Source organism: Mycobacterium sp. NGS68 (genome assembly GCF_059812195.1).
On the sequence record NZ_JCALCE010000055.1, the window covers coordinates 14,728 to 30,870 of the forward strand.

Genomic DNA, 16,143 nt, shown 5'->3' on the forward strand with positions numbered 1-16,143 from the left:
CGACTGCGACGCGGTCAGTGACCGAGACTGCGGTGGCCGTTCATGCCCGGATCGGGCCGGGTGAACACCCTGACGAAATTCTCCAGCGATTGGCGGATGTCGCTGCGCAGCGCCGCGGCCACGATCATGCCGATCGGCCCAAACAGCGCCGGGCCGCCGAGGTGCACGTTGAAGCTGACGACCGAGCCGACGTCCTTCGGAGTGACCTTGGCGAGCAGCTTGACCTTGACGCCGCCCACACCGTCGCCGTTGAGCGTCATCGCCTCCGGCGGCTTGTAGTGCACGATCTTCCATTTCACCCGGTTGGCCATGCCCTTGACCTCGACGTAGGACTCGATGACCGTGCCCTTCTCCAGTACCTCGGGCAGCTCGCCGCGCCAGACGCGGTGGATGGTCAGCCAGTCCTTGAACCGGGACAGGTCCGAGGCGTGCTTCCACGCCTGCTCGGGCGGCAGCGGAACGTCGATGGATCCAGAGAGTTTGGCCATGCGCTCAGCCGGGCTGGTCGCCCTGGTCGACGCGCTTCTTGGCCTCGTCCTGCACCTTGTGGATGGTGTCGGTGTACTTGCCCTGCGTCTTGTCGTCCACGAACTCGCCGGCCTTGTCGATCGCCGTGCCGACCTTGTCGGCGTTCTGCGACAACAGGTCCTTCGCCTTGTCCAGGAATCCCATGCTGTGTCCTTCCCCGAGCCTGCCGCTGGTCAAACCCTACCTGCGCCACAGCTGCGGCTTGACGCCGAGCACCCGCGCCCGGATCCACCAGATCGCCTCGATCGCCGCGGCGCCCGCCAGGCCGATGCCCAGCGCGATCGACATCACCCACAGGTTGGAGGTGTCCAGCATGAACTTCCGCTGCGCCCAGGGCACGCTGAAGATCGCCACGTAGGCCAGCCCGGAGCCGACGACCAGCGCCAGCCGCCACCACTGGTAGGGCCGCGCCACGATGGCGAGCACCCACAGCGCGGTGACCAGCAGCGTGATCAGCGCCCCGGTGGAGGCCTGGTCCTGTTCCACCGTCGAGGCATTGCGGCCGTTGTAGGCCACCAGGTAGGTGCAGAACGTCGCGACCCCGACGACGAGCCCGCACGGCAGCGCCGAGGTCAGTACCCGTCGCACGAAGCCCGGATAGGCGCGCTCGTTATTGGGTGCCAGGGACAGGATGAACGCCGGGATTCCGATGGTGAACCAGGACGCGATGGTGACGTGGATCGGCTGGAACGGATACAGCAGCGGGTCGGCGTGCAGCGGCTTGGCGAACAGACACTCGATGCCGACCAGCAGCGCCAGCAGCGCCGCGTAGACCGTCTTGGTCAGGAACAGGTTGGCGACCCGCTCGATGTTTCCGATCACCCGCCGACCCTCGCCGACGACGTAGGGCAGCGTGGCAAACCTGTTGTCCAGCAACACGATCTGCGCCACGGCCCGCGACGCCGGGCTGCCCGCCCCCATCGCGACGCCGATGTCGGCGTCCTTGAGTGCCAGCACGTCGTTCACGCCGTCGCCGGTCATCGCCACGGTGTGTCCGCGCGATTGCAGGGCATGCACGATGGCGCGCTTCTGATCCGGCCGCACCCGGCCGAACGTGGTGTGGGACTCCAGCGCGTCGGCCAGGCCGTCCTGGTCGGCGGGGAGCCGACGTGCGTCCATCGCCTCCCCGCGCAGCCCCAGTTTGCCGGCCACCGCGCCGACGGAAACCGCGTTGTCGCCCGAGATCACCTTGACCGAGACATCCTGGGCGGCAAAGTATTCCATGGTCTCGCGGGCATCGGGCCGGATCTTCTGTTCGAGCACCACCAACGCCACCGGGGTGACGGCACCGGGCGCATCGGCGTCGTCGACCGCGCGGTCGCTCGCGCCCAGCAGCAGCACCCGCAGCCCCTGCGCCCCGATCCGCTCGGCCTGTTCGGCGGCCGCCGACTCCGGGTCCAGCAGCACGTCGGGAGCGCCGATCACCCAGTTGCCGTGGTCGCGGTAGGACACCCCGCTCCACTTGGTGGCCGACTTGAACGGCGCGGTCGCGGTGGTCGTCCAGCCAGGCGGTTGGTCGTAGGTCTCGGCGATCGCCCGCATGCTGGCGTTGGGGCGGGCATCCGCGGCCGCCAGTGCGGCCAGCGCTTGTGCGGGCGAGTTGCTCTGGGCGCCAAGGTCTTCAGCCACCTCGACGACGTCAGAGACCCGCATGCCGCTCTCGGTCAGGGTGCCCGTCTTGTCGGCGCATACCGTGTCGACCCGCGCCAGCCCCTCGATCGCGGGCAGCTCTTGCACCAGGCAGTTGCGCCGGCCGAGCCGCACCACGCCCACCGCGAACGCGATCGACGTCATCAGCACCAGGCCTTCGGGCACCATCGGCACCAGGGCACCCACCATGGCCAGCACCGACGCCCGCCACCCCGCGTTGGTGGTGAACAACTGCGTGTAAATGGTCAGCAGGCCGGCCGGTACCAACAGGTAGGTGACGAACTGCAGAATTCGGTTGATGCCGTTGCGCAGTTCAGATTTCACCAGGGTGAACCTGCTGGCCTCCTCGGCCAGCTTGGCCGCGTAGGCGTTGCGGCCCACCCTGGTGGCGCGATAGCAGCCCGTCCCGGCGACCACGAAACTGCCGGACATCACGACGTCGCCGGCGTCCTTCGCGATCGGGTCCGCCTCACCGGTCAGCAGCGACTCGTCGACCTCGAGGTTGTCCTCCTCGAGGATCTCGCCGTCGACGACGATCTGATCCCCCGCGCCGAGCTCGATCACGTCGTCGAGCACCACTTCACCGGGCGGCAGCGCCTGCGTTCCGGATTGCCTGCGCACCAACGGTTTCGCCTGCCCCACGATGGCCAGCTTGTCCAGCGTCTGCTTGGCCCGGATCTCCTGCACCATGCCGATGACGCTGTTGGCGACGATCAGCAGGCCGAACAGCCCGTTGATCAGCGAACCCGTCACCAGCACGATGGCCAGCAGCACGCCCAGGATCGCGTTGATGCGGGTAAACACGTTGGCCCGCACGATCTGTGGCACGCTGCGGGTGGCGCGGCCGGGCACGTCGTTGCTGTGGCCTTCGGCGACCCGCCGGGCCACCTCGGCGTCGGACAGGCCTGTCGGGCTCATCGGGTGAACGTACCCAGCTTGTCGGAGTCGTAATATTCGAGGTTGAGCGTGTTGCCGCTGAAGCTGGCCTTGGATATCGTTCCGGCCGGGGCGTTTTCATTCGTCACGGCGAACGTGAAGGTGTCGCCGTCCCAGTGCGTCAGTGGGAAGGCCTGGTTCTTCGGCCCGAGTTCCAGCCGCAGCGCACCGTCGCGTTCGGTCACGACGGCCGGTCCCCAGTAGTTGCTGGCATACATGCCGACGTAGTCACCCAGCGGCCGCGCCGGCGCGGGGTTGGCCGGGGCCTGCTTGCCCACCAGCGAGCCTTCCGGATTGTTGATGCCGCCGATCGCCTGCCTGTACAGCGCCGCCCAGTCCTCGCGAATCGAGCCGTACTGCACCAGATCCATGAACTGCGCGGTCAGCGTCTCGGGCACGCCGTAGGGCGCGGAGTTGGTCAGCGCCACGATCGCGACGTCCGCGGCGGGCATCACCACGAAGTTCGTCGACTCCCCCAATGTGAAGGCACCGGAATGGCTGTACGTCGTGCGGCCCGACGAGTTCACCGAGACCGCGAACCCGTGGCCGTAGAACCCCGCCCGCGCCTTCGGCGTCGCCGAGGCCGTCGCGACGACCTGTGGGGTGACGGCGGGCAGCAACGCCTCGGGCGCCGCGATCCGCTGGCCGTTGTAGGTTCCGTTGCCCAGCAGCATCGTCAGCCACCGGGCCATGTCGTTGACCGACGAGCTGACTCCCGCGGCCGGCGACTGGGGATCGGGGTCGCGCTGGAAGCGCGGCTCCCACTTGTCGCCGACCTTCACATGATTGACGGCGTGGTTGGGCCGGGCCATGAAGTCGGCGAACCGCGAGCTCGTCGACGCCATGCCCAGCGGCCGGTAGAGCACCTCCTCGGACAGGTCCTCCCACGGCTTGCCCGCCGCGGCGGCCACCGCCTCGGCGGCGGCGGTCAGCCCGAAGTTGGTGTAGGCGTAGCTGTTCCGGAACGGCGCCAGGGGCAGGTAGCGCATCCGCTCCAGCGATTGACGACGGTCGTAGTCGATGTCCTCCAGCCGGTCGGCGGCGTGGTCGGGCAACCCCGAGCGGTGCGAATACAGGTCGGCGACGGTCACGTGGCTGGTGACGTAGGGATCGCTGAGCGCGAACCACGGCAGCTTGGATGCCACCGGCATGTCCCAGGTGACTACCTTGTCAGTCACCTCGTGCGCCACCACCGTCGCGCCGACCGACTTGGAGATCGACGCCAGCTGGAACACGGTGTCGGCGTCGACCTTGTTGTCCGGCGCATCACCCTTGCGGACATCCTTGACGCCAAAACCCTTGGCGTATTTGACTTTTCCCTCGTGGACGATCGCCACGGCCAGACCCGGGATGCCGGTGCTTTTCAACAGGTCGGCGACCAGCCCGTCGACCTTCGTGATCGCGGTGTCGATCCGGCCCGCGGGCACTTCCAGGCCCGACACCTCGCTGGGCGGTCCCGTGAGCGACGGGGACGGCAGGGTGGAATACGGGTGCCCGGCCGCGCAGCCCGTCAATACCAGCAGAGCCGTGACGACGGCGGCCGCACGTTTGGTCATGGCCGCACTTTACGGCGGGCCGTTAGAGCCGCCACCACGGGTTGAAGCGCAGCGGCGCGGTGGGATCGATCCGCTGACCCGGCGTCGGCACCGCGACCTGGACCCCGTCGGGCTCCGCCGCCTTGAGCACCCGCTCCACCGGCTCCGCCCACGGGTGCGGCGCCAGCCGGAAGGTGCCCCAATGGATCGGCACCAGCAGCCCGGAGCCCGAGTCCGTCACATCCAGGTGCGCCCGGACCGCCTCCTCGGGGTTCATGTGGATGTCTGGCCATGCCGTGTTGTACGCGCCGATCGGCAGCAGCGTCAGGTCGAACGGCCCGTGGTCGGTGCCGATGTGCGCGAAGCTCTTCGTGTATCCCGTGTCGCCGCCGAAGTACGCGCGGTGCGCCGGCCCGATGAAGGCCCACGACGCCCACAGCGTGTTGTTGCGCGTAAACCCGCGCCCCGAGAAGTGCCGCGCAGGCATGCAGACCACGGTCAGCTCGTCGACCTGGCCGCTCTGGTTCCAGTCCAGCTCGACGATGCGGTGCTCCGGGATTCCCCACGCGCGCAGATGGGCGCCGACACCGAGCGGCACGAAGAACGGCGCCCGCTGCATGCGGGCCAGCGCGATCACCGTGTCGATGTCGAGGTGGTCGTAGTGGTCGTGGCTGATCACCACCGCGTCGACGGCCGGCAGGCCTTCCAGCTGCACCGGCGGCGGGTGCAGACGCTGCGGCCCGACGATGTCCGACGGCGAGCACCGGTCGCTCCACACCGGGTCCGTGAGCACCCGATATCCGTCGATCTCCACCAGCGCCGTCGAATGGCCGAACCACGTGACGGCCAGCGGGCTGGCTTCACCCTGGTAGATCTGCGGCGAGGCCAGCGGAATCGGCGCTGTGGGCCGGGTGGCGCTGCGCGGGCCCAGCAGGTCCCACGCGATTTGGCGCAACTGCTCGCGGTCCATCTTGAAAGCCGCCGCCGGGTCGAGGTTCTCGAATACCCCGTCGCTGTAATGCGGCGAACCCTCACATGCCGCGCGGATTTCCGCGGGGTGTGCGCCCCGGGCGGTCTGAGCGCCGTGCAGCGCCCGAAGCAGCCACCCGCCGGCCGCGAACGAGACCGTGCCGGAAACCATCCGCAGCGCGGAGCGCACCATGACGCCTAGGCCCCCTGGAACTTCGGCGGCCGCTTCTCCACCCGGGCGATCTGCGCCTCGATCACGTCCTGGCTGCCCCAGGCCTTGTCGAAGAGCTCTTTGTGCTCCGGCCACGCCTCCTCGATGGAACCGTCGTCGTTGAGCACCCGCTTGGCGTGCTGGATCGCCAGCGGGGCCAGGCCCGCGACCTCGGCGGCCCACGCCTGGGCGTCGGCCAGCGTCCCGATCCGGTTGGCCATGCCGGTCTGCAGCGCCACGTCGGAGGTCAGCTTCTCGGCAGTCAGCAGCATCGCCCGCGCCCGCCCGTGACCGACCAGCGAGGACAGCCGCCGGATGCTCCAGTTGTCGAGGGCCAGGCCGTACTTCGACGTCGGGAACTGGAAGAACGCTTCCGGCGCGACGACCCGCAGGTCGCACTGCATGGCCAGCTGCAGGCCCGCGCCGATCGCCGGCCCGTTGATGGCGCCGATGATGGGGAACGGCGCCGCGTCCATCACCTTGTGCAGCTCGATGAGCCGGTCGGGGTAGTCGGCCGCGAACGCGTCCCCGCTCAGGTCCGCCCCGGCGCAGAACACCGTGCCCTGGCCGGTCAGCACGATGGCCCGGGTCTCGCCGTCGCCGGCCTTCAGGATGGCCTCGCGCAGTTCCTCGACGAGCTGGGAGTTCAGCGCGTTGCGGCGCTCGGGCCGCTGCAGCTCGATCGTCAGCACTGCTTCGGCCTGGGTGATACCGATCATGGGCGCCAGGATATAGAAGGCCTAGGTGACGGTGCGAATCCCGCCGAGCGTGCTGTCCGGGGTGGAAGATCATCGGGTGAGCCATATCACCACCGGCCAGGTGCTCGAAGCGGTGCTGGACACGGGTTCCTTCGTCAGCTGGGACAGCCAACCGCTCGCGCTGCCGGTCGACCGCGCCTATGCGGACGAGCTCGCCGCCGCCCGGGCCGCCACCGGCCTGGACGAGTCGGTGCAGACCGGCGAAGGCCTCGTGTACGGCCGTCGGGTGGCCGTCGTGGTCTGCGAGTTCGGCTTCCTCGGCGGCTCGATCGGGGTCGCAGCCGCCGAGCGCATCACCTCCGCCGTGCAGCGGGCCACCGCCGAGGGGCTGCCGCTGCTGGCGTCACCCGCCTCCGGCGGCACCCGCATGCAGGAGGGCACGGTCGCGTTCCTGCAGATGGTCAAGATCGCCGCGGCCGTCCGCCTGCACAAGCAGGCGCACCTGCCCTACCTGGTCTATCTGCGCAACCCGACCACCGGCGGGGTGTTCGCGTCGTGGGGCTCCCTGGGCCACGTCACCGTCGCCGAGCCGGGCGCGCTGATCGGCTTTCTCGGACCCCGCGTCTACCAGCTGCTCTACGGCGAGCCCTTCCCGGCCGGCGTGCAGACCGCGGAGAACCTGCAGCGGCACGGCGTCGTCGACGCCGTCGTCGCCGTCGACGAACTGCGCGAAACGCTGGACCGCGCGCTGACGGTGATCGCCGACGCCCCCGGCGGCGCGCCCGCCCCGCCGCCGCCCGACCCGGTACCCGACGTTCCCGCCTGGGACTCGGTGGTCGCATCCCGTCGGCCCGATCGGCCCGGCGTCGGGCAGCTGCTCGAGCACGGCGCGACGGACCGGGTGCTGTTGTCCGGCACGGGTTCCGGGGAGGCGGCCACCACCCTGCTGGCGCTGGCACGATTCGCCGGCCAGCCCGCGGTGGTGCTGGGCCAGCAGCGCTCCCCAGGCGACGGCCTGGGCGCGCGGGTGGGCCCGGCCTCCCTGCGCGAGGCCCGCCGCGGCATGGCGCTGGCCGCCGAGCTGCGCCTGCCGCTGGTGCTGGTCATCGACACCGCCGGCCCCGCTTTGTCGGCCGACGCCGAACAGGGCGGCCTGGCCGGCCAGATCGCACAGTGCCTGGCCGAACTCGTCACGCTGGACACCCCGACGGTCTCGGTCCTGCTGGGCCAGGGCAGCGGCGGCCCCGCGCTGGCGATGGTGCCCGCCGACCGGGTGCTGGCCGCGCTGCACGGCTGGCTCGCGCCGCTGCCGCCGGAGGGCGCGTCCGCCATCGTGTTCCGCGATACCCGCCATGCCCCTGAACTGGCCGCGGCCCAGGGCATTCGGTCGGCCGACCTGTTGGAGTCCGGCATCGTCGACACCATCGTCGGCGAACATCCCGACGCCGCCGACGAGCCCGTCGAGTTCTGCCGGCGGCTCTCGCGGGCGATCGCGGCCGAGGTGCATGCGTTGCGCGCCATACCCGGCCCCGAGCGCCTGGCCGCGCGGCTGCAGCGATACCGCCGCATCGGCCTCCCCCGCGCCGGACACGCGCGCGACACTTAAACCACGCACACGACACGCCGATAGCCGTCGCCGTGGGTTAAGTCTCGAGTTATGGAGCCGCGGCCCCGCACCGCAGACGCGCGCGACACTTAAACCACGCACACGACACGCCGACGGCCGTCGCCGTGGGTTAAGTCTCGAGTTATGGAGCCGCGGCGCCGACGAAACCTCGCGGCCCTGCGTCACGTCCAACGACCATGGACGACGTATTCCTCGGCAGCGAAGCACTACGCCAGGGAAAGCTCACGCGCTACCAGCTACGCACCGGATTCCGCACCGTGTTTCCCGATGTGTACCGGCCGGTCGGCACAACCCTGACGCTGAGGAGCAATTCGGAAGCGGCCTGGCTGTGGTCACGCCGACGCGGCGTCCTCGCCGGGCTGGCCGCCGCGGCACTGCATGGCTCGAATTGGGTCGATGACGACGAGCCCGTCGAGCTGATCTGGCGTAATCCGCATGCGCCATCGGGTGTCATCACCCGCGATCAACGAATCGAGGACGATGAGGTCACCCACGTTGCGGGCCTCCCCGTGACCACACCCGCGCGCACGGCGTTCGACCTGGGTCGGTTGCGGGCCCCGGACGAGGCCGTGGCGCGCCTGGACGCCCTCAAACGAGCCAGGACGTTCGCCACCGAGGACGTATTGCTCCTCGCCAGGCGCCACGCCGGTGCCCGCGGCCTGCGCCAGCTGCAAACGGTGCTGCCAAGAGTCGACTCGGGCGCGGAGTCGCCCAAAGAAACGTGGCTGCGGTTGCTACTGATCGACGCAGGCCTGCCGGTGCCTACCACCCAGATTCCGGTGCAGGTGAATTGGCGCCTGATCGGCGTACTGGACATGGGTTGGGAGCAGTACAAGGTGGCCGCGGAGTACGACGGTGATTATCACCGAACCAGTCGGCGCCGGTACGTCCTGGACATGCGTCGGCTGAGAAAGCTGCGAAAGCTCGGCTGGATCATCATTCGGGTGGTCGCCGAAGATCATCCCGACGACGTCGTGCGTGAGGTCCTCGAGGCGCTCCGCAGTCGCGGCTACCGCGACACTTAAACCACGCACACGACACGCCGGGCGGGGTCGCCGTGGGTTAAGTCTCGAGGACGGCCGACCGGTCGCCGACGGCCGTCCGGCCACCGACGGCCGACACCGTGCTGTCCGAGACGACCTGGCCCTGCTCGCCGAGCACCAGCACCCGGTCCGCGCCGTCGACCGCATCCAGCCGGTGCGCGATGACAAGCGCGGTCCGATCCGCCAGCACCGTGGCCAATGCCCGCTGCACGAGCCGCTCGCTGGGCGCGTCCAGCGACGACGTCGCCTCGTCGACGATCAGCACGGCGGCGTCGGACAAGAACGCGCGCGTCAGCGCGATCAACTGCCGCTGGCCCGACGACAGCAGCACGCCGCCGTTGTCGACCTCGGTGTCGTAGCCGTCGGGCAGCGCGTCGATGAACCGGTTAGCGCCGATCGCGGCGGCCGCCCGACGAACCTCCGCCAGGGTTGCCTCCGGACGGCCGATCCGAATGTTGTCGGCGATCGTGCCGTTGAACAGGAAGCACTCCTGGGTGACCATCGCGATCTGGCGGCGCAGCTCGGCCTGCGGGAGGTCGCGCAGGTCGACGCCGTCCAGCGTGATCGATCCCGACGTCGGGTCGTAGAACCGGGCAAGCAGCTTGGCGACGGTGGTCTTACCGGAGCCGGTCTTGCCAACCAGCGCCACCGTCTGACCGGGCGGCACGGCCAGCGACAGCCCGGAAAGCACCGGCCGGCCCGGCACATAGCCGAAATGCACGTCCTTGAACGCGATCTTGAAGGCGGTGCCCTGCGCCATGGATCGGCCTGAGGACATGCGGCGCGGCGCCGGGTCCTCGATCGCGGGCGTTCTGTTCAGCACGGCGGACAGCTTCTCCAGCGCCGTGTGCGCATCCACCAGGCAGTTGAAGAAGTGGGTGATCTCATGCATCGGTTCGAAGAACATCCGCAGGTACAGCAGGAAGGCCGCGAAGGTGCCAATTGTCATGTGCCCGTTGAGCACCTGGCTGCCGCCGTAGAGCAGCACCACGCCGATGGTCACGTTGCCGATCAGCTTGACACCCGGCGCGAAGACGGCCGTCAGCCTGTAGGACTTCTCGTTGATCGCGCGGTACTGGTCGGCGATGTCGTCGAACACCACCTGATTGCGGCGCTCACTTCGGTTGGCCTGCAACACCTTCATGCCGGACATCGCCTCGATGAACTGCGTGATCACCAGCGCGGTGCTTTCCCGCGTCGCGCGGTAGTTCCTGGTCGATTCGACGCGGAACCAGGCGCCCAGCCCCAGCAGCAGCGGGAACACCGCCAGACACATCAGCCCGAGCCGCCAGTCGAGGGCCACCAGCAGGATGGCAACACCCAGCGGTGTCAGCGCCGCGGTGATCAGGCAGTCGAACCCGGCGGCCAGCATGTCCTCGACGGCGTCGACGTCGTTGGTCAGCCGGCTCACCACCCGTCCGCTGGTGTAGCGGTCGTGAAATGCGGTGTCGAGCCGCTGAAAGTGGCGGAACAGCCGGCGCCGCAGATCGAGCATCACCGTCAGGCGAATCCGGCCGGCGCGGTTGAGGAAGAACCACCGGCTGACGCCGTGCACCACCACCGTGGCGCACAGCGCGGCGACGATCAGCAACAGGCCGCGCGCCGGGCCACCGTGCGTGATCGACGGGATTCCGTGGTCGATGCCGCGACGCACCAACAACGGAACCGACAGCCGCGCAGTGTTTTCCACGACTGCGACCAGCAACACCAGGCCGAGGGCACGGCGGTGCGGCCGCAGCAGCGAGTTCCGCAGCGCGCGCGCCTCCCGCGGCCGGGGCAGGGTGTCGTCGATCGCCGGGTCCTGGCCGCCGCCGGCGGTGCGGGTGGCGGCCGCAAGGGGCCGGGTGTCGAGGGTTGTCATCGGGGCTCCGCCATCATCGTTCCGAAATCGATTTCCGCGCAATCGGTATCGGTGGGGGGACCCTCCTCGGCGGTGAGTAGGTGGCGATACCGGGGCACCGTCGCGAACAGCTCGGTGTGGGTGCCGACGTGTGTGATTGTCCCGTTGTCCAGCAGCGCCACCCGGTCGGCGAGCAGCACGGTGGACGGCCGGCGCGCGACCACGATGCGGGTGACCCCACGCAGGGCGCGGCGCAGCGCGGCGGTGACGTCGGCCTCGGTGTGCGCGTCGAGTCCGGAGAGCGTGTCGTCGATCACCAGCAGCTTCGGCGCGGCGACCAGCGCGCGGGCCAGGCAGAGCTGTTGGCGTTGCCCGCCCGACAGCCGCATCCCCTGTTCGCCGATCCGGGTGTCTAACGCGAAGGGCAGGTCGTAGACGAATTGCGCCGACGCGACGTCGATAGCCGCGGCCAGGTCCGCGTCGCTGGCGTTCGGCCGGCCCAACCGCAGGTTCTCGGCCACCGACATCGAAAACACCGTGGGCTCCTCGAACGCCGTGCTCACCGCCTCGCGCAGCGCGGACAGCGACAACTCGCGAATGTCGTGGCCGTCCAGCAGAATCTGGCCCTCCGAGACGTCGTAGGTGCGCGACAGCAGCGCGGTCAGCAGGGACTTGCCCGCGCCCGTGGGCCCGACGAGCGCGATCACCTCGCCGGGTTCGACGCGCAGCGTGACGTGCCGCAGCAGCCAGCGGTGGCCGTGTGCTGGGTCGGGGATGCGGAAGCCGACGTCGCGCAGTTCCAGGCACCCGGCGGCCGCGGGCCGCGCGCGGGGCCCGTCGCTGATCTCGCGTGGCGCGTCGAAGATCTCGGTGATGCGACTGGCCGCCGTCATCGCCTCCTGGGTCATCGACAGCAGGAACCCCAGCGCCGTCACCGGCCAGACCAGCGACAGCGTCATCGTGATGAACGCCGCGAGGGTGCCGATGGTGACGTATCCGTGGCCCGCGGCGTAGGCGCCGAAACCCAGCAGCGCGATCAGCGCCACGTTGGGGATGACCTCGAGCAGCGTCCAGAACCGCGCCGCCACCGACACCTTTCCACGGCAGATGCCGTAGAGCGCGGTGGCCTGGTCGTCGAACCGGTCGAACACGTGGTCCTCGCGGCCGAACGCCGTCACCACGTGCCGTCCCCGCGTGGACTCCTCGACATGCGTTGCGATATGGCCGAATTGGTCCTGCGCGCCACGCGAAAGCCGGGTGAACTTTCGCTCGTAGTGCAGCACGGTGGCCACCACCGGCACGATCGAACCCAGCACCACCAGCCCCAGCGGCCAGTACATCACCATCAGACACGTTGTCACCACGGTGATCTGGAGGATGTTGAGCATCATGAAGATCGCGCCGAAGGACAGGATGACGCGGATGGTGGCCAGGTCGTTCATCACGCGGGACACCAATTGTCCTGACTGCCAGCGGTGATGAAACGACATCGGGAGAATCTGCAGGCGCGCGTGCAGGTCCCGGCGGATGTCGGATTCCACGCCCATCGTCGCGTGCGCGGTGAGCCAGCGGCGGATGAACAACAACACCGCCTCGGACAGGCCGAGCGCCATCGCGGCGCTGCCCAGCACCCACAGCCCGCGCTGGTCGTGGTGACGCACGGGCCCGTCGATGACGGCCCTGGTCATGATCGGAATCCCCACCGTGGCAGCCAGGCTGGCGACCGCGGCCGACGCCATGACGATCCACCGGGTGCGGTAGGGACGCAAATACGGCAGCAGGCGCCTGAGATCCGACGCCGCCCGGCGCCGCTTCGGCACGGCAGCGAGCGCGGGCGCGGATATGACTTCAGCCATCTTCAGCCACGACGAATCCGTTACCCCGATCACTTGATGGGCGCCAATGCAAGGCGGGCACGACCTCCGAATGTCTTGCCCTGCCACCCGATTTCGATGATGGCACGGCGGTGCCTACCGGCAGTCGCAGCTCAGCTTCGATACCGTAACCATTCAGTCTCCCGCGAGCGCCCGCCTCGCAGGCGGGTGTCCTCCCACCGCCATCGGCAACCATCCGGCAAAATGGGCGGCATGGACACTGGTGTCACCTCGCCCCGGGTCTTGGTCGTCGACGACGACTCGGACGTGCTCGCCTCACTGGAACGCGGCCTGCGGCTGTCCGGATTCGAGGTGTCCACCGCGGTCGACGGCGCCGAGGCGTTGCGCAGCGCCACCGAGACCCGGCCCGACGCGATCGTGCTGGACATCAACATGCCCGTGCTGGACGGCGTCAGCGTGGTCACTGCGCTGCGTGCCATGGACAACGACGTCCCCGTCTGCGTGCTGTCGGCTCGCAGCTCGGTCGACGACCGGGTGGCCGGCCTGGAGGCCGGCGCCGACGACTACCTGGTCAAACCGTTCGTGCTGGCCGAACTGGTGGCGCGGGTGAAGGCGCTGCTGCGCCGGCGCGGGGCCACCGCGACGTCGTCGTCGGAAACCATCACGGTGGGCCCGCTGGAGGTGGACATCCCCGGCCGCCGCGCCCGCGTCAACGGCGTCGACGTGGACCTGACCAAACGCGAGTTCGACCTGCTGGCGGTGCTGGCCGAACACAAGACCGCGGTGCTGTCGCGCGCCCAGCTGCTGGAGCTGGTGTGGGGCTACGACTTCGCCGCCGACACCAACGTCGTCGACGTCTTCATCGGCTACCTGCGCCGCAAGCTGGAGGCCAACGGCGGCCCCCGGCTGCTGCACACGGTCCGCGGTGTCGGCTTCGTGTTGCGCATGCAGTAAATGGAACGGGTCATGAGCTTGCTGTCGCGGATCTTCGCCCGCACGCCGTCGCTGCGGACGCGGGTGGTGGTTGCCACCGCTATCGGCGCCGCGATCCCGGTGCTGATCGTCGGGATCGTCGTCTGGGTCGGCATCACCAACGACCGCAAGGAACGCCTGGACCGCCGGCTCGACGAGGCCGCGGGCTTCGCGATCCCCTTCCTGGCGCGCAGCCTCGACGAAATCCCGCGCTCGCCCAACGACCAGGACGCCGTCATCACGGTCCGCCGCGGCACCCTGATCAAGCGCAACTCCGACATCGAGCTGCCCAACCTGCCGGCCGGTTACGCCGACACCCACGTCAACGGGGTGCGCTATCGGGTGCGCACGGTCGATATCCCGGGGCCCGAGCCGACATCGGTGGCCGTCGGCGCGACGTATGACGCCACCATCGCCGAGACCAACAACCTGCATCGCCGGGTGCTGCTGATCTGCGGCTTCGCCATCGTGGCCGCGGCGGTGTTCGCCTGGCTGCTGGCCATCTTCGCGGTGCGCCCGTTCAAGCAGCTGGCGCAGCAGACCCGAAATATCGACGCGAACGACGAGGCGCCGCAGGTCGAAGTGCACGGCGCCAGCGAGGCCGTGGAGATCGCCGAGGCCATGCGGGGCATGCTGCAGCGCATCTGGGACGAGCAGAACCGGACCAAGGAGGCGCTCGCGTCGGCCCGCGACTTCGCCGCCGTGTCCTCCCACGAACTGCGCACCCCGTTGACGGCGATGCGCACCAACCTCGAGGTGCTGGCCACCCTGGACCTGCCCGACGACCAGCGCAAGGAAGTCCTCAACGACGTCATCCGCACCCAGTCGCGGATCGAAGCCACCCTGAGCGCGCTGGAGCGGTTGGCGCAGGGCGAACTGTCCACGTCCGACGACCACGTGCCGGTCGACATCACCGACCTGCTGGACCGGGCCGCGCACGACGCCACCCGCATCTATCCCGACCTCGACGTGTCCCTGGTGCCGTCGCCGACCTGCATCATCGTCGGCATGCCGGCCGGGCTGCGGCTGACCGTCGACAACGCGATCGCCAACGCCGTCAAGCACGGCGGTGCCACCGAGGTCCAGCTGTCCGCGGTCAGCTCCCGGGCCGGTGTGGAGATCGCGATCGACGACAACGGCAGCGGGGTGCCCGACTCCGAGCGCGAGGTGGTGTTCGAGCGGTTCTCCCGGGGGTCGACGGCATCGCATTCCGGATCGGGACTCGGGCTGGCGTTGGTGGCCCAGCAGGCCCAGCTGCACGGCGGGACGGCGTCGCTGGAGAACAGTCCCCTGGGCGGCGCGCGCCTGGTGCTGCGCCTGCCGGGCCCCAGCTGAGGTCAGATTTTCGCGGTGATCGCGTTGACGATGTCGACGCCCTGGTTGGCGACGTCCGCTCGGCAGGCGCCGACGTCCACGATGATGTTGCTTCGGGCGGTCATGGCGCGCTGACATCCCCCGCCGGGGGTGTTCTCATGGACTGCGAGCATCGTGACGACGCCGTCCGCTTTGAGCACCGGGCCGAAGGTGGTGTGCCGCAGTGACTGCCCCGGAGACAGGGTCATGGTCACGTTCCGACCCGAGCACGAGGTCCACAGCGACACCTGATCGGCCAGCGCCTTCTGCGCGGCATCCGCGCTTCGAAAACCGATCACCGCCTGGTAGACCGAGTACATCGTGGGCTCGTTGCCGTCGAAAAGGTCTTGCCTGCGCGCCGCGCTCCACCCGGTCTTGGCGTAGGCACCGTGCTGGGCGGGGAACATTGCGCCGACACAGTCCACGTCCTTGCCGAATATGGCGTCGGCTCCGGAATCGTCGGCCAACGTGCCGAGCGTTTGCTGCACCACCATCTTGGGGGCGCCCATGATATCGGCGATCTGCTGGGGAGTGAGGAACAGGCTGGACATCACCGACGCGTCCACCGTCGGCGCAGCATTGGAGGTCGACGTGGCCGACGCCGGTGCCGCGGCCTGCCGCGGTGAGCGCAGCAGAAACGTCCCACCGGCGACGGCCGCCAGCGCCAGTGCAGCCGCCGCCGCGACGGCGATCCAGCGCCCGCGGCGCCGCTTGGGACCGGCCGGCATAGGCCACGCCGGCGCTACCGGCCCTGCCGGCCACGGTGCCGGCGGCCACGGCGCGGGCCCCGGCGGCGCAGGGGGCGCCGTCGGCGGCGGCGCGGAGTCTGACCAGGGGCGCGTCGACCCACTCGCCTGGGGGGCCGGCGGCTCGTAGGAGGCCACCGCCGCCCCGGGAACCGGCCGCAGGACGGCCGTCGTCTCGTCCAGCGCCTGCGCGGCCGCCG

General features: G+C 69.6%; 13 protein-coding genes. 4 read left to right on the forward strand and 9 right to left on the reverse strand.

Annotation, left to right across the window (positions count from 1 at the left end; translation table 11 throughout):
• Positions 1 to 14: 14 nt before the first annotated feature.
• From AC5Y5V_RS29940 to AC5Y5V_RS29965, 6 genes are read right to left on the reverse strand one after another with little or no spacing between them, the layout of a single operon-like run.
• Positions 15 to 488 (reverse strand): type II toxin-antitoxin system Rv0910 family toxin, encoded by a 474-nt coding sequence (locus AC5Y5V_RS29940; RefSeq protein WP_499942562.1) that lies wholly within the window; start codon positions 486 to 488, stop codon positions 15 to 17.
• A gap of 4 nt (positions 489 to 492) precedes the next feature.
• A complete protein-coding gene (locus AC5Y5V_RS29945) occupies positions 493 to 672 on the reverse strand; it encodes an antitoxin (RefSeq protein WP_499942565.1) in 180 nt (59 codons plus the stop codon).
• Positions 673 to 708: 36 nt separating this feature from the next.
• Complete coding sequence (locus tag AC5Y5V_RS29950) at positions 709 to 3,096, reverse strand: cation-translocating P-type ATPase (protein WP_499942566.1); 2,388 nt, start codon at positions 3,094 to 3,096, stop codon at positions 709 to 711.
• On the reverse strand, positions 3,093 to 4,670 hold the full coding sequence (locus AC5Y5V_RS29955; RefSeq protein WP_499942568.1) for a serine hydrolase: 1,578 nt from the start codon (positions 4,668 to 4,670) through the stop codon (positions 3,093 to 3,095). The genes AC5Y5V_RS29950 and AC5Y5V_RS29955 overlap by 4 nt, the downstream gene beginning before the upstream one ends.
• Positions 4,671 to 4,692: 22 nt before the next feature.
• A complete protein-coding gene (locus tag AC5Y5V_RS29960; protein ID WP_499942570.1) occupies positions 4,693 to 5,811 on the reverse strand; it encodes an MBL fold metallo-hydrolase in 1,119 nt (372 codons plus the stop codon).
• A gap of 5 nt (positions 5,812 to 5,816) precedes the next feature.
• A complete protein-coding gene (locus tag AC5Y5V_RS29965; RefSeq protein WP_499942572.1) occupies positions 5,817 to 6,548 on the reverse strand; it encodes an enoyl-CoA hydratase in 732 nt (243 codons plus the stop codon).
• Between the two features lie 76 nt (positions 6,549 to 6,624).
• Here AC5Y5V_RS29965 and AC5Y5V_RS29970 point away from each other — a divergent pair, with 76 nt between their 5' ends.
• On the forward strand, positions 6,625 to 8,133 hold the full coding sequence (locus AC5Y5V_RS29970; RefSeq protein WP_499942586.1) for a carboxyl transferase domain-containing protein: 1,509 nt from the start codon (positions 6,625 to 6,627) through the stop codon (positions 8,131 to 8,133).
• Positions 8,134 to 8,330: 197 nt separating this feature from the next.
• Positions 8,331 to 9,179 (forward strand): putative endonuclease domain-containing protein, encoded by an 849-nt coding sequence (locus AC5Y5V_RS29975; RefSeq protein ID WP_499942574.1) that lies wholly within the window; start codon positions 8,331 to 8,333, stop codon positions 9,177 to 9,179.
• 37 nt (positions 9,180 to 9,216) lie between these two features.
• On the opposite strand, the gene AC5Y5V_RS29980 is transcribed toward AC5Y5V_RS29975, so the two are convergent.
• Both AC5Y5V_RS29980 and AC5Y5V_RS29985 read right to left on the reverse strand, forming a co-directional pair.
• Positions 9,217 to 11,058 carry an ABC transporter ATP-binding protein gene (locus AC5Y5V_RS29980; protein WP_499942576.1) on the reverse strand — a complete coding sequence of 614 codons (1,842 nt, stop codon included), beginning with the start codon at positions 11,056 to 11,058 and terminating at the stop codon, positions 9,217 to 9,219.
• Positions 11,055 to 12,893: an ABC transporter ATP-binding protein gene (locus AC5Y5V_RS29985; RefSeq protein WP_499942578.1), complete on the reverse strand. Its 1,839-nt coding sequence runs from the start codon at positions 12,891 to 12,893 to the stop codon at positions 11,055 to 11,057. Before AC5Y5V_RS29985 ends, AC5Y5V_RS29980 begins: the two co-directional genes overlap by 4 nt.
• 222 nt (positions 12,894 to 13,115) lie before the next feature.
• Here AC5Y5V_RS29985 and prrA point away from each other — a divergent pair, with 222 nt between their 5' ends.
• Both prrA and AC5Y5V_RS29995 read left to right on the forward strand, forming a co-directional pair.
• Positions 13,116 to 13,826: a two-component system response regulator PrrA gene (gene prrA / locus AC5Y5V_RS29990; RefSeq protein ID WP_499942580.1), complete on the forward strand. Its 711-nt coding sequence runs from the start codon at positions 13,116 to 13,118 to the stop codon at positions 13,824 to 13,826.
• Positions 13,827 to 13,838: 12 nt separating this feature from the next.
• A complete protein-coding gene (locus tag AC5Y5V_RS29995; RefSeq protein ID WP_499942582.1) occupies positions 13,839 to 15,179 on the forward strand; it encodes a HAMP domain-containing sensor histidine kinase in 1,341 nt (446 codons plus the stop codon).
• Positions 15,180 to 15,181: 2 nt separating this feature from the next.
• Here the strand turns inward: AC5Y5V_RS29995 and AC5Y5V_RS30000 are convergent.
• The coding region (locus tag AC5Y5V_RS30000) for a sensor domain-containing protein (RefSeq protein WP_499942583.1) at positions 15,182 to 16,143 on the reverse strand (962 nt) is incomplete at its 5' end.

Coding starts and splice junctions, on each gene's coding strand:
- AC5Y5V_RS29955 (WP_499942568.1), bottom strand. CDS start 4,670: ATGACCAAACGTGCGGCCGCCGTCGTCACGGCTCTGCTGGTATTGACG.
- AC5Y5V_RS29940 (WP_499942562.1), bottom strand. CDS start 488: ATGGCCAAACTCTCTGGATCCATCGACGTTCCGCTGCCGCCCGAGCAG.
- AC5Y5V_RS29950 (WP_499942566.1), bottom strand. CDS start 3,096: ATGAGCCCGACAGGCCTGTCCGACGCCGAGGTGGCCCGGCGGGTCGCC.
- AC5Y5V_RS29995 (WP_499942582.1), top strand. CDS start 13,839: ATGAGCTTGCTGTCGCGGATCTTCGCCCGCACGCCGTCGCTGCGGACG.
- AC5Y5V_RS29960 (WP_499942570.1), bottom strand. CDS start 5,811: ATGGTGCGCTCCGCGCTGCGGATGGTTTCCGGCACGGTCTCGTTCGCG.
- AC5Y5V_RS29965 (WP_499942572.1), bottom strand. CDS start 6,548: ATGATCGGTATCACCCAGGCCGAAGCAGTGCTGACGATCGAGCTGCAG.
- AC5Y5V_RS29945 (WP_499942565.1), bottom strand. CDS start 672: ATGGGATTCCTGGACAAGGCGAAGGACCTGTTGTCGCAGAACGCCGAC.
- AC5Y5V_RS29980 (WP_499942576.1), bottom strand. CDS start 11,058: ATGACAACCCTCGACACCCGGCCCCTTGCGGCCGCCACCCGCACCGCC.
- prrA (WP_499942580.1), top strand. CDS start 13,116: ATGGGCGGCATGGACACTGGTGTCACCTCGCCCCGGGTCTTGGTCGTC.
- AC5Y5V_RS29975 (WP_499942574.1), top strand. CDS start 8,331: ATGGACGACGTATTCCTCGGCAGCGAAGCACTACGCCAGGGAAAGCTC.
- AC5Y5V_RS29985 (WP_499942578.1), bottom strand. CDS start 12,893: ATGGCTGAAGTCATATCCGCGCCCGCGCTCGCTGCCGTGCCGAAGCGG.